Genomic DNA, 20,739 nt, shown 5'->3' with positions numbered 1-20,739 from the left:
GTGCACCGCACGGTGCACCGTCCCTCCTCATCTTGGCCGATCCCGCCCGGGAGGCGCACGCCCGCCCCGGCAGGGGTGGCCGGTGTCGCGCTCAGCGCGGCCGGGCCACCTCGCGCGCGCCGTAGACGGTGCCCGCGCCATCGGCGGTGAGCACCCACCGGCCGCCGCCGACCGGCGCGGCCTGCACGGTGCCGCCGTCGAGGGCCTGCACCGCCCGGGTGCGCCAGACGGCGGTGCTGAGCAGCCGCAGCCGCACCGGCTCGCCGCTCAGCTCGTCGTAGCCCGCCGGCTCGAACGCCAGCAGCGCGGGGCCGGCGATCCGCAGCGTCCCGGTGCGCCAGGGAGCGCCCGCGAGGGCCCGCGCCCAGCGGCGGGTGCGCAGCAGCGCGCCGGCCCCCGCGACCACGGCGGCCAGCCCGCCTGCCACCAGGGCGATGACGGCGAGCCCGGCCCCGGGGATGCGCCCACCGCCCTCACCGGCGGCCGACACCGCGGCGGCACCGAGCAGGGCCCCCAGGACGATGGCGATCACGCCGCCCCCGAGCCAGCGCAGGGCACCCACCTGGTACGCGGCGAGGGCCGTCCTGGTCTGCGGATCGTCACTCGCCGGGTGCATGCACCCATGCTGGCAGCAGCACCGGCGCGGTCGGCGACGTAGCGTGGACCGGATGTCCACGGAAGCCCCTGCGACGCTCGCTGCCTGGCTGCGCACCCGCAGCGACGAGCAGCTGCGCGCGTTGCTGGTGGCCCGGCCCGACGTCGCCCGCCCCGCCCCCTCCGACGTCGTGGCGCTGGCCAGCCGCCTGGCGGTGCCGGTGTCGGTCGACCGCGCGCTCGACGAGCTGGACGCCACCACCCTGCAGGTGCTCGACGTGGTCCTGCTCGCACCCACCGACGGCATGGCCCCTGACGAGCTGATCGCCGCGCTGCCCGAGGTGGCCGACGACGTCCTCACCGGCGCGGTCGAGGTCCTCACCACCCGGGCGCTGCTGTGGGGCGACGACCTGCTGCACGCCCCCGACCCGGTGCGCCGCGCCGTCCGGCACCCCGCCGGCCTGGGGCGCCGCGCGCTCGACCTGCGCGTGCAGCTGCCCGCCGACCTCCCCGCCGCGGTGGCCGAGCTCGCCCCCGAGGAGCGCGCCGTCCTGGAGAAGCTGGCCGGCGACCGGCCGGTGGGCCACCTCCCCGACGCGCCCACCAACGGCTCGGCGACGCCGGCCCGCCGGCTGCTGCAGCGGGGCCTGCTCGCCCGCATCGACGCGCTGAACGTCGAGCTGCCCCGCGAGATCGGCCTGCTGCTGCGCGGCGACCGGCCCTACGGCCCGCCGCGGCACCGGCCCGAGCCGGACCTCGTCACCCAGGACCGCGCGGTGCTCGATCGCCGGGCCGCGGGCGCCGCGCTGGAGGCGGTCGGCCGGATCGGCGAGCTGCTCGCGCTGCTCGAGGAGGAGCCCGCCGGGCTGCTGCGCAGCGGCGGCGTGGGCGTGCGCGACCAGAAGCGCCTGGCGCGGGCGCTGCACGTGACGGAGCCGGAGGCGGCCTGGCTGCTGGAGCTGGCGAACGCCGGCGGGCTGCTCGACGTCGGCGGGCCGCACCGCGACGAGTGGCTGCCCACCCGAGCCTACGACCTGTGGCGGGAGCAGGACCTCGCCGACCGCTGGGCCGTGCTGGCCGCCGGCTGGCTGGAGTGCGTGCGGCTGCCCTCGCTGGTCGGGGTGCGCGACCTCGCGGGCAAGGCGGCCAACGCGCTCTCCCCCGACCTGGTGCGGCACACCGCACCGGCGATCCGCCGCGCGGCGCTCACCGTGCTCGCCGAGCAGCCCCCGGGCTCCGGACTGGCGCCGGAGGACCTGACCGCGCTGCTGCGCTGGCGCACCCCGCGCCGGGCCGACCGGCTCGCCCCGGTGCCCGACATGCTCACCGAGGCCGCGCGGCTCGGCGTCCTGGTGTCCGGGGTGCTCACCAGCGCCGGCCGCGGGCTGCTCGCGGCGGGCGAGGACGGCGCCGCGGACGGCATGCGGGGGCTGCTGCCCGAGCCGGTCGACCACGTGCTCGCCCAGCCCGACCTCTCGCTGATCGCCCCCGGTCCCCTGGTCGCGGAGCTGGCCGACACCCTGTCCGTCGTCGCCGACGTCGAGTCCTCCGGCGGTGCGACGGTGTTCCGGGTCTCGGAGTCCTCGATCCGCCGCGCGCTCGACGCCGGGTGGTCGGCCTCGGACCTGCACGACTTCTTCGCCCGCGCGTCACGCACGCCGGTGCCCCAGGCCCTGGACTACCTGGTCGACGACGTCGCGCGCCAGCACGGGCGGCTGCGGGTGGGCGCGATCGAGTCGTACGTGCGCTCGGACGACCACGGGCTGCTCTCCCAGGTGCTCAACGACCGCCGCACCGCCGCCGCCGAGCTGCGCCGGCTGGCACCCGGCGTGCTGGTCAGCGGGCTGGGGGCTGACGAGGTGCTCACGGTGCTCCGCGAGGCGGGCTACGCGCCGGCCGGCGAGAACCCGGGCGGCGCCGTCCTCACCCGCCCGCCGGCCCGGCCCCGCGCCGCCGGCCGCCGGACCGGCAGCGAGTCGCATCCGGCGCCGCGCCCGCTCTCGGCCGACGACCTGGACGCCACGGTCCGCGAGATCCGCGCGGGCGACGCCGCGCTGGCCGCCCGCCGCGGCGAGGCGGTGCGCCAGGTGCCCGGCGTGACGACGGCGTCGACGCTGGAACTGCTGTCCCGCGCGGTCCGCGAGGGCGTGCCCGTGTGGCTGGGCTACGTCGACGCCCAGGGCAGCGGCAGCCAGCGGGTGGTGCAGCCGGTGTCGCTGGCCGGCGGCTTCCTCTCCGGCTACGACGAGCGGCGCGGGGAGAACCGCACGTTCGCCGTGCACCGGATCACCTCGGTCGCCCTCGTCGAGCCCGACGACACGGTCTGAGCCCGGGTCAGCCGTTCTCCGGCACCGGATAACGGCGGGTGACCATCCACACCACCCGGCCCAGGACGCCGACGAGGTAGCCGCCCACCAGGAGCAGCGGCCACGGGCCCAGAGCAGGGTCCTCCGCCGTCGCGGCCCGGACGACCAGCCAGTCGACGGCGGTGAGCAGCAGCAGCGTCCAGGCGCCGAGCAGCCAGAGATCCGCGACGGCGATCTTCCGCAGCCGGCCGAGGTTCTCCGGCCGCTTCCAGTACTCGGGGCGTGGCGCGTCCACCATCGCCGCCGGAGCCCGCCGTACGAGCTGGACCAGGCCGGCGAAGAGCAGGACCATGCCGAGGCCGAGCAGCCCGCTGAACCACAGCGCGGCGGCCCGGCTGCTCCAGTCGTCGGGCTGGCCGCCGCCGCCGAAGTGGGTGGGCACCCGCTCCGGCAGCCGGGTCCAGGACCACGCCCAGACGGCGGCGTAGAGCACCGCGCAGGCGGCGAACCACGTGCGCGGGCGGCCCATGGGAGCAACCTAGGCGGGAAGGTCCCGGGGCCGCACGGGGTTACGGTGGATGGTCCGGTGCGGCGGCTCGCGCCCGGCACCTCCCGCGACGGAAAGAGTGATGCGTGAACGACGGTCCGCTCATCGTGCAGTCGGACAAGACCCTGCTGCTCGAGGTCGACCACCCGCTGGCCCGTGACTGCCGGTCGGCGATCGCGCCGTTCGCCGAGCTGGAGCGCTCACCCGAGCACGTGCACACCTACCGGGTGACGCCGCTCGCGCTGTGGAACGCCCGGGCGGCCGGGCACGACGCCGAGCAGGTCGTCGACGCCCTGGTGCGGTACTCCCGCTACCCGGTGCCGCACGCGCTGCTGGTCGACGTCGCCGACACGATGGACCGGTTCGGGCGGCTGACGCTGGCCAACAACCCGGTGCACGGGCTGGTGCTCACGACCACCGACCGCGCGGTGCTGGAGGAGGTCATCCGCTCCAAGCGGGTCGCCCCGATGCTGGGCGCGCGGATCGACTCCGACTCCGTCGTCGTCCACCCGTCGGAGCGCGGCCGGCTCAAGCAGGCCCTGCTGAAGGTCGGCTGGCCGGCCGAGGACCTGGCCGGCTACGTCGACGGCCAGGCCCACCCGATCGAGCTGGACCAGGCCGACTGGCACCTGCGCGACTACCAGCAGGAAGCCGTCGAGGGCTTCTGGGCCGGTGGCTCGGGCGTCGTCGTGCTGCCCTGCGGCGCGGGGAAGACCCTGGTCGGCGCCGCGGCGATGGCCGAGGCGAAGGCCACCACGCTGATCCTGGTGACCAACACCGTCGCGGGGCGGCAGTGGAAGCGCGAGCTGATCGCCCGCACGTCGCTGACCGAGGACGAGATCGGCGAGTACTCCGGTGAGCGCAAGGAGATCCGGCCGGTCACCATCGCGACCTACCAGGTGATCACCACCCGCCGGAAGGGCGAGTACCGGCACCTGGACCTGTTCGACGCCCAGGACTGGGGCTTGATCGTCTACGACGAGGTGCACCTCCTCCCGGCGCCGATCTTCCGGCTGACCGCCGACCTGCAGTCCCGCCGCCGGCTGGGGCTGACCGCGACGCTGGTGCGCGAGGACGGGCGTGAGGACGACGTGTTCTCGCTGATCGGCCCCAAGCGGTACGACGCCCCGTGGCGCGACATCGAGGCGCAGGGCTACATCGCGCCGGCCGAGTGCATCGAGGTGCGGGTCTCGCTCGACGACGAGGAGCGGATGACCTACGCCGTCGCCGAGCCCGAGGAGCGGTACCGGATCGCGGCCACCGCGCAGTCGAAGCTGCCGGTGATCCGGCGGGTGCTCGAGCGCCACCCCGAAGAGCAGAAGCTCGTCATCGGGGCCTACCTCGACCAGCTCGAGGAGCTCGGCACCACGCTCGACGCCCCGGTCATCCAGGGCTCGACCACGAACAAGGAGCGGGAGCGGCTCTTCCAGGCGTTCCGCACCGGGGAGATCAAGACCCTGGTCGTCTCCAAGGTCGCCAACTTCTCCATCGACCTGCCCGAGGCCGCCGTCGCGGTGCAGGTGTCGGGGACGTTCGGCTCTCGGCAGGAGGAGGCCCAGCGGCTCGGCCGGGTGCTGCGCCCGAAGGCCGACGGCCGGCAGGCGCACTTCTACACGGTGGTCAGCCGCGACACCCTCGACAGCGAGTACGCCGCGCACCGGCAGCGCTTCCTCGCCGAGCAGGGCTACGCCTACACGATCGTCGACGCCGCCGACCTGGCCGGCCCAGGCGAGGTCAACGGCCCCGACTGGGTGGACGAGCCCGCGGACTGACCCCTCGCGTCACCGGATGCCGGTCGGCAGGTGATCGACGGAGCCGACCGGCACCACACCTTCCACCCGGGCCACCGCCTGCGGGGCGTCCGCCCCGAGCGCGACGGTGACGCAGCGCGCCATGCGGCCGGACCGTGGTGCCGTCGACGCCTCAGTAGGGCGGCGGCGAGGTGCCCGCCACCAGGCCGGTCGGGCTCGTCACCGTCAGCGTGCCGTCGGCGGCCAGGTGGTGCGTCCACCCGGGCGCCTGGTGCTTTCCGCGGTGGTGGGACGTGCAGTAGCCGACGAGGTTCGCCGTGCTCGTCTCGCCGTCGGGCCACCGCCGGTCGTGGTCGAGCTCGCCACCGCGTGGCACCGGCCGGTGGCAGCCGGGGAACCGGCACCGGCGGTCGCGGGCACGGACGTAGCGGTCCAGCGCTGCGCTGGGGCGGTAGCCGTCGGTGGGTGATGGCGGGCCGAGCCCGGGTCGCCCGGCGAGGTCGTGGTCGCACCGGACGGGGTCGCGGCGGCAGCTCGCGGCGCCGCAGTGCGCCAGCCGCCGCAGCTCCCGGCTGTCGGTCAGCGCCAGGAGGGCGCCGGTCAGCTCGTCGACGACCGCGACCCGGGGGCGGTCCACCAGGCCGCCGCCGGCCGTCGCGTCGAGCAGGGAGGTCAGCGCGGTCCGTTGCGCGACGCCGGCGACGCGGAGCGCGGCCAGCGCGTCGGCCGCAGCGGACACCTGCCCTGCCGGGCCGCGCTGCCATGCGTCCTCATCGTGGGCGTCGAGGCGCTGCGCCGCCGTCACCGCGCACTGGGCACGGCCGACCGCCCGCTGCAGATCGAGCAGGACCCCACCCGCCGACTGGACGGCACGGTCCGCCGCAGCCCAGCCGCCCCCCGAGGGCCCCGCGGCCACGCCTGGAGCGGGATCCTCCTCGGGCGCATGGTCGATCGCGTCTTCGGGCGAGGTATCGGCCGCACGGTCGGACCAGGAATCGAGCGCCTCGTCGGGCACGGGGTCGAGCGCGTGGTCCGGCGAGCCGGCGTCGGCCGGTGACCCCGGGTCGTCCGGTGGCCCCGGGTCGTCCGGATTCCCGAGGTCGGCCGCCGAGGGCATCCGCTCCCAGCGAGCGACCTCTGCCCAGTACCGGGCCATCTCCTCGGGTGGCGGATCGTCCTCGCCGCCCCACTCCTCGAGGACCCGCGCCTCGGTGGCCGTCCACCAGTCGGCGAGGGCCTCCTCGTCGCTCGCTCCCGGCCCCTCGATCCGGTTCGGGTCCGCCGACCGGGCACCCGGCGGCACGCCTGGCCACCTCCCGGGCGGCGCGGGATCGGGCAGCAGCCCCAGGGCGCGGGAGAGGGCGCGGACCATCTCCGCCGGGACCGGCTGCCCGCCGATCTCCCCCGGTTCGTCGCCACCCAGCAGGGTGCGCACGCCGGCGACCACGGTGAGCTGCGCCTGCACGGGCGGAAGGCCGTTCTCGCCGGGCCGCAGCACGAGGTCGAGCAGGCAGTCGGCCATCTTCTGGCCGCGGGTGCGCTGGTCGTCCGGGTCGGCGTCGAGGGCATCGGCGTACCGACCGAGCGCAGCCAGCAGCGCCTGCGCCTCGGGCACGGTCAGCAGGGCGCTCAGCACGGCCATCCCGTCCTCAGTGTGGGGCCGCACCGACACCCCGCGTCGGCGCAGCGCCCGGTGCAGCCGGTCGGCGGCGTCGCGGGCGTCCCGCCGGAGCACCAGGCGCCGCGCCTTGGCGCCCAGATGCGCGGGTGTGGCGACCCGTCCCGCCGCCCAGGCCAGCAGCTCGGCCTCGACCTCACCGCGGACCGTCGCGTCGGCGATCGGCGCGACCTTGTCCAGCATCGGCCACAGCTGCCCGACGTGGAGCGCGCCCGACTCCAGCCCGGCCAGGGTGCGAGGCAGCCGGTGCACGAGGGTGAGCGACCGGGCGAGCAGCGCCTCGGCCGCCTGCGACGAGATCGACAGCGCGACGACGAGCTCCTGAGCCGCCCACTCGCTGACGTCGGCGAGCACCTCGGGACGGGAGGCCCGGCGCTCGCCGCTCATGGCACCCGGCTCCCCCGGCTGCCGGTCGGCCGACGCGGGCCGGGTGGCGGCGAACTCGGCCACCGCCCGCGCCCGCAGTGCGGTCTGCCGGGCGATCTCCCGGTCGGCGGCCTGCACCGCACCGAGGGGCCCGGACGCCCAGGCCGCCGACGGCGCACGCGGCGGGGCACCCGTCGTCGGGGCGACATCCTTCATGGGATCGATCGTATGTTCGACCACCGACAGTTCTCGCCGACCCGGGCAGGAGCGGGGACGAGTCGGGCAGTGCGGTGATCTGCTGCGCACCGGGCCAGCAGCCGGGCGCGCGGGTGCGAGACCTCCCGGTGACGCTGGACGAGCTTCTCCCGGGGCTGCCCTGACCCGTGCGTCGGGCGTGACCGGCGTGACGTGACGGGTCGGTCCGGCACGCCGGTGATCCACGCCATACCGCCGTCGGGACTCGAGCGAAAGACCGCTGGTCAGCGGCGTGCGTGGCCGCCTCCATACGGGGCGGTGGCGGTGGCGCGCGGGAGGGCCCCGTTGGGCGTGTTGCCCGGTCGCCGACCAGAATGGGCCCCGACATGGCGACTGCAGCAGCAGCGGCGGCCCGGGCCCCGCAGACGACCAGCCGACCGCTCCGGGCATGGCAGCAGGCTGCCCTCGGCCAGTACGAGGAAGCCTCCCCCAAGGACTTCCTGGTCACCGCTACGCCGGGCGCCGGCAAGACGACCTTCGCCCTGACGCTGGCCGCCCGGCTGCTGTCCCGCCGTGAGGTCGCCCGCGTCGTCGTCGTCTGCCCGACCGACCACCTGCGCCTGCAGTGGGCCGAGGCCGCCGACGCGATGGGCATCGTCCTCGACCCGAACCTGACCAACGCCGTCGGGCCGGTCCGCGCCGGCACGCAGGGCTACGTGACCACCTACGCGCAGGTCGCCGGCAAGCCGATGCTGCACGCCGCTCGCTCCACGGCCGTGAAGTCGCTGGTGATCCTCGACGAGGTCCACCACGCCGGCGACGGCCTCTCGTGGGGCGAGGCGGTCGAGGAGGCGTACGGCATGGCCGCCCGCCGGCTCTGCCTCACCGGGACGCCGTTCCGCACCAAGCCCGACGAGCGCATCCCCTTCGTCCGCTACGAGGAGGACTCCTTCGAGGGCGACGACGGCTCCGGCGGGATCGGGCTGGTCAGCAGGGCTGACTACACCTACGGCTACAAGGAGGCGCTCGCCGACAACGTCGTCCGCCCCGTCGTCTTCGCCGCGTACACCGGCACCTCGCGCTGGCGGAACTCCGCCGGCGAGGTCGTCGCCGCCTCGTTGAGCGAGGCCGGCACCAAGTCGGTGGAGATGCAGGCCTGGCGCACCGCGCTGGACCCCAAGGGCCAGTGGGTGCCGCACGTCATCGCCGCGATGGACGACCGGATCACCCACCTCCGTGAGGAGGGCGGCATGCCCGACGCCGCCGGGCTGATCCTCGCCAGCGACCAGGACGACGCCCGCGACTACGCCAAGATCGTGCGGCGGGTCACCGGCAAGGCGCCAGAGCTGATCCTGTCGGACGACCCGAAGGCGTCGAAGAAGATCGAGAAGTTCAACAAGGGCGGTGCCCGGATCGCGGTCTGCGTGCGGATGATCTCCGAGGGCGTCGACGTCCCGCGGGCCGCCGTCCTGGCCTGGATGACCTCCTACCGGACGCCGCTGTTCTTCGCCCAGGCCGTCGGCCGCGTGGTCCGCTCCCGGGCCTCGCACGAGTCGGCGACGGTGTTCCTCCCCGCCGTCCGTCCGCTGCTGTCGCTGGCCGCGTCCATGGAGGAGCAGCGCAACCACGTGATGCCGCCGCCCAGGACCCAGCCCGACGAGGAGCTGGAGGCGCTCGACCTGCCGCCACGGGAGCCGCGCGAGGGCGAGCTGAAGCAGTGGGAGGCGCTGGAGGCCGACGCCCGCTTCGCGCACGTCCTCCACGGCGGGACGGCGCACACCGGTGAGGGCCGCCCGGCGCTCGTCGCGCCCGAGGAGGAGGACTTCCTCGGCATCCCCGGCCTGCTCACCCCCGAGCAGACGGCGTCGCTGCTGGCCAAGCGGGACGACGAGCTGCGGGTGCGGATCGCGGCGAGCCACCGGAACGACGGCGACGACTTCATGGTCGTCGAGGACCACCCCGACGAGGACGACGCCGGCCGCTCCTGGCGCGACGCCGCGGAGCTGCGCCGGGAGATCAACCGGCTGGTCAACCGGGTGGCGGCGCGCACCTCGCAGCCGCAGGCCGTGGTGCACACCCAGCTGCGCCAGTCGGTGCCCGGCCCGCCGTCGGCGTCGGCGTCGGTCGACGTGCTCCGCGCGCGCCGGGAGCGCCTGCGCACGATGCTCTAGGTGGAGCGACCCCCGCTGGGCGGTGAGCGGTCCGAGCGGCCCTCACGACGATCGGCCCCACCCTGAGGGTGGAGCCGATCGGGAAGTGAGGTCCGGACCGGATGACGGCCGCCTCGCGGCGAGATGCACAACGCGGCTCCAGGCCCCCGACCGAGGTCGGGGCGGTAGTCCGTGAAGGCGTAACCAAATGGCACCCGGGGGCACGATGCACCCGGCCCGGACGTCTTCGAGGCTACCCGCGCACTCCGGGCCGACACCCGTCCGGCAGGACTTTTCAGTTCTCCGCGCTCGCCCTGCGTGCGGAGTCGACCGTGGGCGCTGACACGATGACCACGCCGGCTTCTTCGCGGCGGTCTGCCCGGCCTGGACGACCGCGCCGGTCCGAGGTCCCCGCGCACGCCGGCGCCGCACCGTCCCGGCCCGTCGGCGACGCGTGCCAGACTCCCGCGCATGGCCGACCTCACCGCCGTCGAGGCGCGCGTGCTGTCCGCCGTCGACGAGCAGTGGGCGGTGGACCGGCTCTGCACCATGATCGCCGTCCCGTCGGTCGGGGGGAGCGCGGCCGAGAGCGAGGTCCAGCACCTGCTCGGCGACTGGCTGGACGAGCTCGGCTGCACCGTCGACCGGTGGCCGATCGACCTGGTGGAGGCCGCGAGCGCCCCCGGCGCCCCCGGCCAGGAGGTCGTGCGCAGCGAGGCGTGGGGCGTCGTCGGCACGGTCGACGGCGCCGAGGACGGCGCGCCGGCGCTGGTGTTCGCCGGGCACACCGACGTCGTCCCGCCCGGCGACCGCGACCTGTGGGCCGGCGATCCGTTCGTCCCCCGGATCAGCGGCGGCGCCGTGCACGGCCGCGGCGCGTGCGACATGAAGGCCGGGGTGGTCTCGTTGCTGGCGGCAGTGCACGCCCTCCGGACGGCGGGGGTGCGCCTGGCCCGCCCGCTCGCGCTGCACGGCGTCGTCGGCGAGGAGGACGGCGGCCTCGGCGCCTGGGCCACGCTGCGCCGCGGCCACACCGGCGAGCTGTGCGTCATCCCCGAGCCCACCGCCCGGGCCGTCGTCACCGCCCACGGCGGGGCCCTCACCTTCCGGCTGGAGGTGAGCGGCCACGCCGCCCACGCCGCCATGCGCGACCGCGGCGTCAGCGCCGTCGAGCTGTTCGCGCACGTGCACGGGGAGCTGCTCGCCTTCGAGGCCGAGCGGCAGCGCGACGCCGATCCGCGCTTCGGCGAGGCCCGCTTCCCGCACGGCATCTCCATCGGCCGGGTACAGGCGGGCGACTGGGCCAGCTCCGTCCCGGACCGGCTGGTCGCCGAGGGCCGGTACGGGGTGCGGGTCGGTGAACCCCTGGAGACGGCGAGGGCGGCGCTCGAGGCGCGGCTGGCCGAGCTCTGCGCGGCGCACCCGTGGCTGGCCGCGCACCCGGTCCGGCTCACCTGGACCGGCGGCGCCTTCGCCAGCGGCGAGCTGCCGGCCGGCTCCCCGCTGCTGCCCGCGGTCATGTCCGCCGTGGTCGACGCCGGCGGCGCCGAGCCGGCCGAGCGCGCCATCGCCGCGGGCACCGACCTGCGGCTGTACGCCGCCGCGGGCATCCCCACGCTGCACTACGGCCCAGGCGACCTGCACCTCGCGCACGGGCCGCTGGAGTCGGTACCCGTGGCCGACCTGGTCACCGCCGCCCGCGCGTTCGCCCTGCTCGCGGTGCGCACGTGCGGGGTCCTCCGGTGAGCGGCCCGGTCGGCTTCGAGGCCTGGGCCGCGCTGGCCGGCGACTCCCCCACCTCGCGCACCGAGTGGGCCGCCGTCGTCGCCGCGTGGAGCGAGCCGCACCGCCGGTACCACGACCTGGCACACCTCGCGGCGGTCCTCGGCCTGGTCGAGCGGCTGGTCGCCGACGTCCCCGACCCCGACGCCGTGCGGCTGGCCGCCTGGTACCACGACGTCGTCTACGACCCGCAGCGGACGGACAACGAGCAGCTCAGCGCCGCCCGCGCCCGCGCCGGCCTGCGCGGGCTCGTCCCGGACGAGCGGGTCGAGGAGGTGGTGCGGCTGGTGCTGCTCACCGACGGGCACGACGTGGCACCCGGCGACGCCGACGGCGCAGCCCTCTGCGACGCCGACCTCGCGGTGCTCGCCAGCCCGCCGGGGGCGTACGCGGGCTACGCGTCGGCGATCCGCGCCGAGTACGGGCACCTGGACGACGAGACGTTCACCGCCGGGCGGATCGCCGTCCTGGATCAGCTGCTGGCGCTCCCCCGGCTCTACCGGCTGCCCGCCGCCGCGGAGTGGGAGCCGCTCGCCCGCGCGAACCTGACCGCGGAGCTCACCCTGCTGAGGCAGCGGGCCGGCGGGCCTTCCGGAGCCTGAGCCCGGCCGCGAGCAGGCGCTGCAGCAGCTCGCGGCACTCGACCGGCTGCGCTCCCGCCGCGACCGCGACGTCGTAGAGGTCCTCGGGGATGTCGTAGTGGTCGCCCTGGAAGGCCCGCCGCGGGATGCCCAGCTCCGCCGCGACGAAGGCGTGCAGCTCCTCGTAGCTGACGTCGCTGACCAGGTGGGACCAGCGGCGGCCGCGCCAGGGCCACACCGGGGAGTCGATCAGCACGGCCACGGGAGGCAGTCTGCCGCGCCCCGACTAGCGTCTGCCGGGTGAGTGCAGAGATCCGCTGGGGAGTCATCGGGCCGGGCCGCATCGCCGAGAATGTGATGCACGACTTCGCGCACGTGCCGGGCGCGCGGGCGGTGGCGGTCGCCTCGCGGTCGCCGGAGCGGGCCGACGCCTTCGCCTCCCGGCACGGCCTGGACCGGGCGCACGGCTCCTACGCCGCGATCATCGCCGATCCGGACGTCGACGTGCTGTACCTCGCCACCCCGCACCCGCAGCACCACGCGCTCGCGCTGGCCGCCCTCCGCGCGGGCAAGGCGCTGCTGGTGGAGAAGTCGTTCACCGCCACCACCGCCGGCGCGCACGAGGTGGTCGACCTGGCCCGGGAGACCGGCGTCTTCGCCATGGAGGCCATGTGGACGCGCTTCCAGCCCGCCGTCGTCGCCGTGCGCGAGCTGATCGCCGACGGCGCGATCGGTGAGGTTCGGTCGGTGCAGGCCGATCTCGGCGTGGCCCGCGAGTACGACCCGCTCGACCGGCTCTTCGCCATGGAGCTCGGCGGTGGCGCGCTGCTGGACCTCGGCGTCTACGTCGTCTCCTTCGCCCAGATGCTGCTGGGGACGCCGGAGCGCGTCCTCGCCGCCGGCTCGGTGTTCCCCTCCGGGGCCGACGCCGACGCCGCCCTGCTCCTCGACTTCGGCGACGGCCGCACGGCCGCGCTCACCACCTCGCTGCGCAACGCCCTCCCCGGGCAGGCGCGGGTGTTCGGGACGACCGGCTGGATCGACGTCCTCCCCCGGTTCCACCACCCGGCGACGTTCGTGCTGCACCGCACCGGCGCCGAACCGGAGACGATCACGAAGCCCCCGGCCGGCACCGGGTACGCGCACGAGCTGATCGAGGTCACCGATTGCCTGCGGGCGGGCCGGGCCGAGAGCGCCGTCATGCCGCTGGCCGACACGCTCGTCGTGCAGGACGTGCTGGGCCAGGCGGCGGAGCAGCTCGGCGTCCGGCACGCCGAGGCGGTCGACGTCCTGTGATCGTCGTGACCGCCGCCGGCGGCTCCACCGGCACCGCCGTCGTCCGTGCCCTGCTGGCGCGCGGGAAGCAGGTGCGCGCCGTCGTCCCCTCGCGCCGGCCGCGCCCGCAGCTGGACGCCCTCGGCGCCGAGGTGGTCGTCGGCGACCTCACCGGCGACCTGTCCGCCGCGTGCGCCGGCGCGGACGCCCTCTACCTGATATGGCCCAACTTCGACCCGTCGGAGGCCACCGGCGCCCCCGCGGTCCTCACCGCCGCCGCCCGCGTGGGGGTGCGCCGGCTGGTCTACCACTCGGTGCTGCGGCCGCAGATCCGCGCGATGCCGCACCACGCGGCGAAGGACCGGGTCGAGGAGGCCCTCGACGGCGCCGTCGCGGGGACGGCGGCGCGGTGGCGGGTGCTGCAGCCCTGCGCCTACGCCGACAACCTCGACGGTCAGCTGGCCGGAGCGGCGGAGAGCGGCGAGCTGCGCAGCCCGTGGGGCCTGGAGAAGGCGCAGTCCTTCGTCGACCTGCGCGACGTCGCCGAGGCCGCGGCGGTGCTGCTCACGGCCGACGGGCTGGACAGCGGCACCTTCGAGGCCGCGGGGCCCGAGGAGCTGACCGCACCCGACGTCGCCGGCCTGCTGTCCGCCCGCTCCGGGCGCCCCGTCGCCGCGGTTGACGCGCCGACCGGCAACGACGCGACCTACGCCGGTCACTGCCGCACCGCGATGTTCGACTGGTACCGCGCGCACGGGTTCACCGGCAGCCCGCGGGTGCTCACCGACCTGCTCGGCCGATCACCGCGCACGTTCGCCCAGCACCTGACCGACGCCCCGACCGGGTAGCGCCCGTCCGGGTGAATCGGGCCGCACCGCTACAGCCGCCTCCGCCTGGAGCCGATACCCGTTCGAAGCGCCGCATCCGCGGTTCCCGTTCGGAAGGAGCTCCACCCATGGCACTGCTCGAAGGGCTCGCCGCCGTCGTCGCCAAGATCGCCGGTGCCGGCACCGCGGCGCAGGTGGCCACCGGCCTGGGCATCGCGGCCGCGGGGGTGACCGGCGCCGGTGCGGCCGGCGTCCTGCCGGCCCCGGTGCAGGACACCGTCGCCTCCGCCGTGGAGACCGTGACGCCGTTCGACTTCCCCCGGTCCTACGACCTCGCCCTTCCCGCCCGGTCGACCGACGACACCCCCGAGACCGAGACCGAGACCGAGACCGAGACCGAGATCGAGAGCGAGACCGAGATCGAGAGCGAGACCGAGACCGAGACCGAGGAGCCCAGCGAGGTCGAGACCGGGGCCGAGGTGGTCATCGAGGACGGCGACCGCCGCGGGCTGGTCAACGCCCTTTTCCACGCCAACGCCAACGCCCGGGACGCGCTCGCCGCGGCCCAGGACCGCCAGGTGACTCACGACGGGGAGGAAACCGCGCGTGCGGCCGAGAAGGCGCCCAAGGGCACCCAGAAGGCAGCCGAGAAGGCCGCCCGCGACGCCGACGAGCAGGTCGAGGAGAGCGCCGAGGAAGCCGACGGGGCCGCGGCGGGCGCAGGGCGGGGCAACGGCGAGGGCAACGGCAACGGCAACGGCAAGGGCTGACCGGAGCCGTCAGACCGGGGGGACCTCCACCGGCGCCCAGGCCAGACCGGTCGCCTGGTCGGCCGTGGGCACCCGCGTCGGCGTCCCCCCGGTCCGGCGCACCGCGTCGGCGAACAGGCATGCGTCGATGACCGCGGCGCAGCCCGGGTCGTTGTTGAAGTAGACGAGGACGTCGTCCTCCCCGTACGTGGCGGCCAGCCGGTCGGCCCACAGCTGGAGGGTCTCCGGCCGGTAGCGCCAGTTCTCCAGCCCGGTGTGGAACCTCAGATATCCCCAGTCGGCGGTGCGCCAGAGCGGGGCGACCGGCTGCTCCATCCGATCGGCCCAGCACAGCGCCGCGCCGTAGCGCTCCAGGAGCGCCCGGATCTCGTCGGTCCACCACGACTCGTGCCGCGGCTCCACGGCCACCCGCGTTCCGCTGGGGAACTGGGCCAGGCAGGTGCGCAGCAGCTCCGGGTCGGCCTTCAGCGTGGGCGGCAGCTGCAGCAGGATCGTGTCCAGCTTGGCCTCCAGACCCTCCGCGCGGCCCATCAGCCGGGCGACCGGTTCCTCCGGCTCGCGCAGCCGCTTGATGTGGGTGAGGAACCGGCTGGCCTTGACCGCCCACCGGAAGTCCGGTGGCGTGCGCTCCCGCCACTTGACGAACGTCTCCCGCTCGGGCAGCCGGTAGAAGGCGTTGTTGCTCTCGACGGTGGCGAAGTGCTCGACGTAGTGCTCGAGCCACAGCCGCTGCGCCAGCTTCTGCGGGTAGAAGGCGCCGCGCCAGTCGCGGTACTGCCACCCCGACGTACCGATGATCACCGTCACGCCCGACGGCTACCCCGCGGTGCGCGGGCTGACGCGACGGCAGCCGCCTGCCCCCCGTATTGGGGACAGGTCGCCTCCCTGCGCTCGGCTGCCCGCAACGGTGCCCGCGGACCACTGTTCCGTCCACGAGACCGGCCCACAGCGGTGTAGGGACGGCGCGACAGCGGAGTAGTCGATGACCAGAACAGGACCCACCCGGCACAGGGGTCGCGGCGGTGCGCACGCGACCGTGGTTCCCCCCCGTCACCAGCCGATGGCGGGCCCTCGGCCTGCGTCCTGCCGCTCCGCCCCCGGGTGGTCACCACTGGTCCAGCGAGCGGGCCCCGGAACGCCGACAGGGGCGGCCCGCTGGAGAGCGGACCGCCCCTGCCGGGCAGTGCTGGTGCTACGAGGGGGCCGGACTCAGAAGTCCATGCCGCCCATGCCATCGCTGTTCGGCATGGCCGGAGCGTTCTTCTCCGGCTTGTCGGCGATGACGGCCTCGGTGGTGAGGAAGAGCGCCGCGATGGAGGCGGCGTTCTGCAGCGCCGAGCGGGTGACCTTGGCGGGGTCGATGATGCCGGCCGCGACCAGGTCCACGTACTCGCCGGTGGCGGCGTTGAGGCCCCAGCCGGTCTCCGAGTTGCGGACCTTCTCCGCCACGACGCCGCCCTCGAGGCCGGCGTTGATGGCGATCTGCTTCAGCGGCGCCTCGAGCGCGACGCGCACGATGTTGGCACCGGTCGCCTCGTCACCCTCGAGCTCGAGCTTGTCGAACGCGACGGCCGTGGCCTGTGCGAGAGCGACGCCACCACCGGCGACGATGCCCTCCTCGACGGCGGCCTTGGCGTTGCGCACCGCGTCCTCGATGCGGTGCTTGCGCTCCTTGAGCTCGACCTCGGTCGCGGCGCCGGCCTTGATGACGGCGACGCCACCGGCCAGCTTGGCCAGGCGCTCCTGCAGCTTCTCCCGGTCGTAGTCGGAGTCCGACCGCTCGATCTCGCTGCGGATCTGGTTGACCCGACCCTGGATCTGGTCGGTGTCCCCGGCACCCTCGACGATCGTCGTCTCGTCCTTGGTGACGACGACCTTGCGGGCGCGGCCGAGCAGCTCGATGCCGGCGGTGTCGAGCTTGAGGCCGACCTCCTCGCTGATGACCTGGCCACCGGTGAGGATGGCGATGTCACCCAGCATGGCCTTGCGGCGGTCACCGAAGCCCGGTGCCTTGACGGCGACGGACTTGAAGGTGCCACGGATCTTGTTCACGACCAGGGTCGCCAGGGCCTCGCCCTCGACGTCCTCGGCGATGATGGCCAGCGGCTTGCCCGACTGCATGACCTTCTCCAGCAGCGGGAGCAGGTCCTTGACCGAGCTGATCTTGCCGTTGACGACGAGCACGTACGGGTCGTCGAGGACGGCCTCCATGCGCTCGGCGTCGGTGACGAAGTAGGGCGAGATGTAGCCCTTGTCGAAGCGCATGCCCTCGGTGAGCTCGAGCTCGAGGCCGAAGGTGTTGCTCTCCTCGACGGTGATGACGCCTTCCTTGCCCACCTTGTCCATCGCCTCGGCGATGAGCTCACCGATGGCGGGGTCGGCGGCGGAGATCGACGCGGTGGCGGCGATCTGCTCCTTGGTCTCGACGTCCTTGGCCGTGGAGAGGAGGTACTCGGTGACCGAGGCGACGGCCTTCTCGATGCCCTTCTTGAGGGCCATCGGGTTGGCGCCGGCGGCGACGTTGCGCAGGCCCTCGCGCACGAGCGCCTGGGCGAGCACGGTGGCGGTGGTGGTGCCGTCACCCGCGACGTCGTCGGTCTTCTTCGCGACCTCCTTGACGAGCTCGGCCCCGATCTTCTCCCACGGGTCCTCGAGCTCGATCTCCTTGGCGATGCTCACACCGTCGTTGGTGATCGTGGGGGCGCCCCACTTCTTCTCCAGCACGACGTTCCGGCCCTTGGGGCCGAGGGTCACCTTGACGGCGTCGGCGAGGGTGTTCATGCCCCGCTCGAGGCCGCGGCGCGCCTCTTCCTCGAAGGCGATCATCTTGGCCATGTGGTGGTGTCCTCCATGCATCGATCGCTGCACGGCCGGGTTCGGCGCCCGCGACGGACGACACCAGCGACGTGGACGCTCCGTCGGCCCACGGACCGGTGCCTCACCGTTCCGACCTGATTGGCACTCAGGAGCCCCGAGTGCCAGAAACGAGTCTGGCACTCGACCTTGGCGAGTGCAAGAACGGGGGGTCGGTCGGCGTTCCTGCGGGTGGCCTGACGTGCACGGAGGCCCGGCCCCCCGAGCGGGGAACCGGGCCTCACGGGTGGTGCGGTGCGTCGTCCGGAGGACGACAGGTCACGCAGAGCGGACGGCGTCGGCCTGCGGCCCCTTCGACCCCTGGACGACCTCGAACTCGACGCGCTGACCCTCGTCGAGGCTCTTGTACCCGTCCATCTGGATGGCCGAGTAGTGGACGAAGACGTCCTGGCCGCCGTCGACGGCGATGAAGCCGAAGCCCTTCTCGGCGTTGAACCACTTCACGGTGCCCTGTGCCACGTGTGCTCCCACGTTCGTACCTGCGGACGGCTCCTCTGGATCGGGGAACCGGGTCCACCTCTTCCGCCCGCTCGAACACGAACATGGAACTGGATCCGCGCGAGAAGGTACATCAGGAAAGCCCTGGTCGGGTCGTCTTCGCCCGATCGATACCGGCCCCGTCCCGGGCACCGCCCCGAGCCTGCGAGGGATGCGGAGGACGGCGTCGTCTCTCAGTCGATGAGGCCTGCGGCCCGCACCGACTTCAGGGACGGCTCGACGCGGTGCGTCGGACCGACGACCGGCTCCAGCGGGTCGAGGGTCTTCAGGCCCTCGCCGGTGTTGAGGACGACGGTCTCCTTGGCCGGGTCCAGGAGCCCGCCCTCGACGAGCTTCCGCAGCACCGCGACGGTCACGCCGCCGGCGGTCTCGGCGAAGACCCCGGTGGTGCGGGCGAGGTCGCGGATCCCCTGGACGATCTCGTCGTCGCCGACGCGGGCCACGGCACCGCCGGTGCGCCGGATGGCGTCGAGCGCGTACGGGCCGTCGGCCGGGTTGCCGATGTTGAGCGACTTGGCGATGCCGGTGGGCTTGACCGGCTTCACGACGTCCCAGCCGTTGTCGAAGGCGGTGGCGATCGGGTCGCAGCCGGCCGACTGGGCGCCGAAGATCGTCCACTCCGTGGCCTCGACGATGCCGGCGGCGGTGAGCTCCCGGAAGGCCTTGTCGACCTTGGTGAGCAGCGAGCCGGACGCCATCGGGATGACGACCTGCGCCGGGATCCGCCAGCCGAGCTGCTCGGCGAGCTCGTAACCCATCGTCTTGGAGCCCTCGGCGTAGTACGGCCGCACGTTCTGGTTCACGAACGCGGTGTCCTCGAACTCGTCCGTCTCGGCGAGCTCGCTGGTCAGCCGGTTGACGTCGTCGTAGGACCCGTCGACGGCGACCAGCGTCTGGCCGTAGACCGCCGACTGCACGACCTTGCCCGGCTCCAGGTCGCTCGGGATGAACACGATCGACGGCAGCCCGACGCGGGCGGCGTGCGCGGCGACGGAGTTGGCCAGGTTGCCCGTCGAGGCGCAGGCGATCTTCCGGTAGCCCAGGCCCTTGGCGGCCGTGGCGGCGAGGCTGACGACGCGGTCCTTGAAGGAGTGGGTGGGGTTGGCCGAGTCGTCCTTCACCCAGAGCCCGCCGGTCAGGCCCAGCTCGGCGGCCAGCCGGTCGGCACGCACCAGCGGGGTCATGCCCGGGTCGAGGGACACGCGCTCGGCGGGATCCTGGCCCACGGGCAGCAGCGCGACGTAGCGCCAGATGTTCTGCGGGCCGGCCTCGATCTGCTCACGGGTGACCGCGCGCATCAGCTCGGGGTCGTAGTCGACCTCCAGCGGGCCGAAGCACTCGGCGCAGGCGTGCTCGGCGATCAGCCCGAAGGTGGCGCCGCAGTTGCGGCAGACCAGCCCGCGAGCCGGACACGGCGGGGTGGGGCCGCCTGCCGACGAGTCGGCCTGAACGGAACCGGGAGCGGTGAGAGTCATGCGACGACTACCTCCTCATCTTCCCCGCAGCGGGCCGTCGAGCCGCGCGGGACGGAATTGGCACCTCCCGCCGCGCTGCTCCATGAGATCGCTGCGCGGACGGCGGTTGCCGGGGCTTCATCGGGCCGTGTCCCTCTGCCCCTCTGGATGAGTGAACGATCCGAAGCGTACCCGCGGGCGGTACGGCACCTCGCGGCGGACAGGATGAGGGCGTGGCAGCGCGCATCGTCTACACCGATCTCGACGGCACCATGGTCGGCCCGCGCGGCTCCTTCTGGCACACCGCCGGCCGGGAGCTGACCGACGGCCCGGCCGGCGCCCTGCTCGACCTGCACCGCGCCGGGGTGGCGTTGGTGCTGGTCAGCGGCCGGACCTACGAGCAGGTGGTGGAGGCCGCGCGCATCTTCGCCGCCGACGGCGCCATCGCGGAGCTCGGCGCCATCATCGGCTGGGGCTCCGGGCGGCACACCCACCGGCTGCGCGGCGAGCTGCCCGCCGGCTACGGCGACCGGGCGCCGATGGACGTGATGGCCGAGCTCGGCGTGGTCGAGGACCTCGTCGCCGCGCACCCCGGCCGGCTGGAGTGGCACGCCCCCTGGCACGCGACCCACCACACCGACGCGCTGCTGCGCGGCCGGGTGGACCCGCTCGCCGCCGACGCCTGGCTGGCCGAACGCGGGGTGGGGTGGCTGACGCTCAAGGACAACGGGGCCATCCCCGCGTCGTCCCGGTTCGGCCTCCACGACGACCCGGCGCCGCCGCGGGTCTACCACCTGATGCCGCGCGGCATCTCCAAGGGGGCGGCGATCGCCTGGGACCTGGAGCGCCGGGGCCTGTTCCCCGACGACGCCGTGGCGATCGGCGACAGCCTCAGCGACCTGGACATGGCCCCCGCCGTGGGCCGGCTGTGGATCACCGCGAACGGCGGCGCGGTCGACGGGATGGCCGCGGCGCTGGCCGCGGTCCCCAACGCCTCGGTGACCGCCGCCGCCATGGGCGAGGGCTGGGCGCAGGCGGTGCGCCAGAGCCTGTGACCCGGCATTCTGTGCACGAACGGTCGCCTTGGGCAG

Annotated in this window: 17 protein-coding genes and 1 riboswitch; of the genes, 9 read left to right on the top strand and 8 right to left on the bottom strand. The window is 74.7% G+C overall.

All coding sequences use genetic code 11. The features are described from left to right. Window positions 1-91: 91 nt before the first annotated feature. Window positions 92-616, bottom strand: a complete 525-nt coding sequence (locus ABC795_RS02515; RefSeq protein ID WP_347059292.1) for a hypothetical protein — start codon at window positions 614-616, stop codon at window positions 92-94. Window positions 617-668: 52 nt separating this feature from the next. Here ABC795_RS02515 and ABC795_RS02510 point away from each other — a divergent pair, with 52 nt between their 5' ends. Continuing rightward, the gene (locus tag ABC795_RS02510) at window positions 669-2,921 is read left to right on the top strand and encodes a helicase C-terminal domain-containing protein (RefSeq protein WP_347059291.1); all 2,253 of its coding nucleotides are present in this window, start codon (window positions 669-671) and stop codon (window positions 2,919-2,921) included. A gap of 7 nt (window positions 2,922-2,928) precedes the next feature. Here the strand turns inward: ABC795_RS02510 and ABC795_RS02505 are convergent, their stop codons facing one another. Then, complete coding sequence (locus ABC795_RS02505; protein WP_347059289.1) at window positions 2,929-3,429, bottom strand: DUF1648 domain-containing protein; 501 nt, start codon at window positions 3,427-3,429, stop codon at window positions 2,929-2,931. Window positions 3,430-3,533: 104 nt separating this feature from the next. Between ABC795_RS02505 and ABC795_RS02500 the strand changes: the two genes are divergently transcribed. Continuing rightward, window positions 3,534-5,219, top strand: coding sequence for a DNA repair helicase XPB (locus tag ABC795_RS02500; protein ID WP_347059288.1), 1,686 nt, complete (start codon window positions 3,534-3,536; stop codon window positions 5,217-5,219). 151 nt (window positions 5,220-5,370) lie between these two features. Here the strand turns inward: ABC795_RS02500 and ABC795_RS02495 are convergent, their stop codons facing one another. Next, window positions 5,371-7,458, bottom strand: coding sequence for a DUF222 domain-containing protein (locus ABC795_RS02495; protein ID WP_347059287.1), 2,088 nt, complete (start codon window positions 7,456-7,458; stop codon window positions 5,371-5,373). 365 nt (window positions 7,459-7,823) lie between these two features. Here ABC795_RS02495 and ABC795_RS02490 point away from each other — a divergent pair, with 365 nt between their 5' ends. The 3 genes from ABC795_RS02490 (at window position 7,824) to ABC795_RS02480 (ending at window position 11,971) form a co-directional block, all read left to right on the top strand. Further along, window positions 7,824-9,608 (top strand): DEAD/DEAH box helicase family protein, encoded by a 1,785-nt coding sequence (locus tag ABC795_RS02490; protein ID WP_347059286.1) that lies wholly within the window; start codon window positions 7,824-7,826, stop codon window positions 9,606-9,608. A 450-nt stretch (window positions 9,609-10,058) separates the two neighbouring features. Continuing rightward, window positions 10,059-11,333 (top strand): ArgE/DapE family deacylase, encoded by a 1,275-nt coding sequence (locus tag ABC795_RS02485; RefSeq protein ID WP_347059285.1) that lies wholly within the window; start codon window positions 10,059-10,061, stop codon window positions 11,331-11,333. Next, entirely contained in the window at window positions 11,330-11,971 is a 642-nt protein-coding gene (locus ABC795_RS02480; protein ID WP_347059284.1) for a metal-dependent phosphohydrolase, read from the top strand. The genes ABC795_RS02485 and ABC795_RS02480 overlap by 4 nt, the downstream gene beginning before the upstream one ends. Here the strand turns inward: ABC795_RS02480 and ABC795_RS02475 are convergent. Then, window positions 11,928-12,212 (bottom strand): DUF4031 domain-containing protein, encoded by a 285-nt coding sequence (locus ABC795_RS02475; RefSeq protein WP_347059283.1) that lies wholly within the window; start codon window positions 12,210-12,212, stop codon window positions 11,928-11,930. The two genes, ABC795_RS02480 and ABC795_RS02475, sit on opposite strands and share 44 nt — an antisense overlap. A gap of 38 nt (window positions 12,213-12,250) precedes the next feature. On the opposite strand from ABC795_RS02475, the gene ABC795_RS02470 reads away from it, so the two are divergent. The 3 genes from ABC795_RS02470 (at window position 12,251) to ABC795_RS02460 (ending at window position 14,822) form a co-directional block, all read left to right on the top strand. Continuing rightward, a complete protein-coding gene (locus tag ABC795_RS02470; protein WP_347059282.1) occupies window positions 12,251-13,246 on the top strand; it encodes a Gfo/Idh/MocA family oxidoreductase in 996 nt (331 codons plus the stop codon). Next, the gene (locus tag ABC795_RS02465) at window positions 13,243-14,073 is read left to right on the top strand and encodes an NmrA family NAD(P)-binding protein (protein ID WP_347059281.1); all 831 of its coding nucleotides are present in this window, start codon (window positions 13,243-13,245) and stop codon (window positions 14,071-14,073) included. The genes ABC795_RS02470 and ABC795_RS02465 overlap by 4 nt, the downstream gene beginning before the upstream one ends. Before the next feature lie 107 nt (window positions 14,074-14,180). Beyond that, window positions 14,181-14,822: a hypothetical protein gene (locus tag ABC795_RS02460; RefSeq protein WP_347059280.1), complete on the top strand. Its 642-nt coding sequence runs from the start codon at window positions 14,181-14,183 to the stop codon at window positions 14,820-14,822. A gap of 9 nt (window positions 14,823-14,831) precedes the next feature. Here ABC795_RS02460 and ABC795_RS02455 read toward each other — a convergent pair whose 3' ends face one another. From ABC795_RS02455 to thrC, 4 genes are all read right to left on the bottom strand, one after another. Continuing rightward, complete coding sequence (locus ABC795_RS02455; RefSeq protein WP_347059278.1) at window positions 14,832-15,629, bottom strand: DUF72 domain-containing protein; 798 nt, start codon at window positions 15,627-15,629, stop codon at window positions 14,832-14,834. Window positions 15,630-16,031: 402 nt separating this feature from the next. Continuing rightward, window positions 16,032-17,657 carry a chaperonin GroEL gene (gene groL / locus ABC795_RS02450; protein ID WP_347059277.1) on the bottom strand — a complete coding sequence of 542 codons (1,626 nt, stop codon included), beginning with the start codon at window positions 17,655-17,657 and terminating at the stop codon, window positions 16,032-16,034. Between the two features lie 297 nt (window positions 17,658-17,954). Continuing rightward, entirely contained in the window at window positions 17,955-18,155 is a 201-nt protein-coding gene (locus ABC795_RS02445) for a cold-shock protein (RefSeq protein ID WP_089306482.1), read from the bottom strand. Between the two features lie 212 nt (window positions 18,156-18,367). Continuing rightward, window positions 18,368-19,669: a threonine synthase gene (gene thrC, locus ABC795_RS02440; RefSeq protein WP_347059276.1), complete on the bottom strand. Its 1,302-nt coding sequence runs from the start codon at window positions 19,667-19,669 to the stop codon at window positions 18,368-18,370. Between the two features lie 12 nt (window positions 19,670-19,681). Next, a riboswitch (SAM riboswitch) is annotated at window positions 19,682-19,823 on the bottom strand. A gap of 58 nt (window positions 19,824-19,881) precedes the next feature. Here thrC and ABC795_RS02435 point away from each other — a divergent pair. Then, complete coding sequence (locus ABC795_RS02435; protein ID WP_347059275.1) at window positions 19,882-20,703, top strand: HAD-IIB family hydrolase; 822 nt, start codon at window positions 19,882-19,884, stop codon at window positions 20,701-20,703. Window positions 20,704-20,739 lie beyond the last annotated feature (36 nt).

Source organism: Blastococcus sp. HT6-30, from assembly GCF_039729015.1.
Lineage (GTDB): Bacteria > Actinomycetota > Actinomycetes > Mycobacteriales > Geodermatophilaceae > Blastococcus.
The sequence above is the reverse complement of the archived record's forward strand: the minus strand, read 5'-3'. Positions and strand labels throughout refer to the sequence as shown.

Coding starts and splice junctions, on each gene's coding strand:
- ABC795_RS02490 (WP_347059286.1), top strand. CDS start 7,824: ATGGCGACTGCAGCAGCAGCGGCGGCCCGGGCCCCGCAGACGACCAGC.
- ABC795_RS02515 (WP_347059292.1), bottom strand. CDS start 616: ATGCACCCGGCGAGTGACGATCCGCAGACCAGGACGGCCCTCGCCGCG.
- ABC795_RS02510 (WP_347059291.1), top strand. CDS start 669: ATGTCCACGGAAGCCCCTGCGACGCTCGCTGCCTGGCTGCGCACCCGC.
- ABC795_RS02485 (WP_347059285.1), top strand. CDS start 10,059: ATGGCCGACCTCACCGCCGTCGAGGCGCGCGTGCTGTCCGCCGTCGAC.
- ABC795_RS02495 (WP_347059287.1), bottom strand. CDS start 7,458: ATGAAGGATGTCGCCCCGACGACGGGTGCCCCGCCGCGTGCGCCGTCG.
- thrC (WP_347059276.1), bottom strand. CDS start 19,669: ATGACTCTCACCGCTCCCGGTTCCGTTCAGGCCGACTCGTCGGCAGGC.
- ABC795_RS02505 (WP_347059289.1), bottom strand. CDS start 3,429: ATGGGCCGCCCGCGCACGTGGTTCGCCGCCTGCGCGGTGCTCTACGCC.
- ABC795_RS02460 (WP_347059280.1), top strand. CDS start 14,181: ATGGCACTGCTCGAAGGGCTCGCCGCCGTCGTCGCCAAGATCGCCGGT.
- groL (WP_347059277.1), bottom strand. CDS start 17,657: ATGGCCAAGATGATCGCCTTCGAGGAAGAGGCGCGCCGCGGCCTCGAG.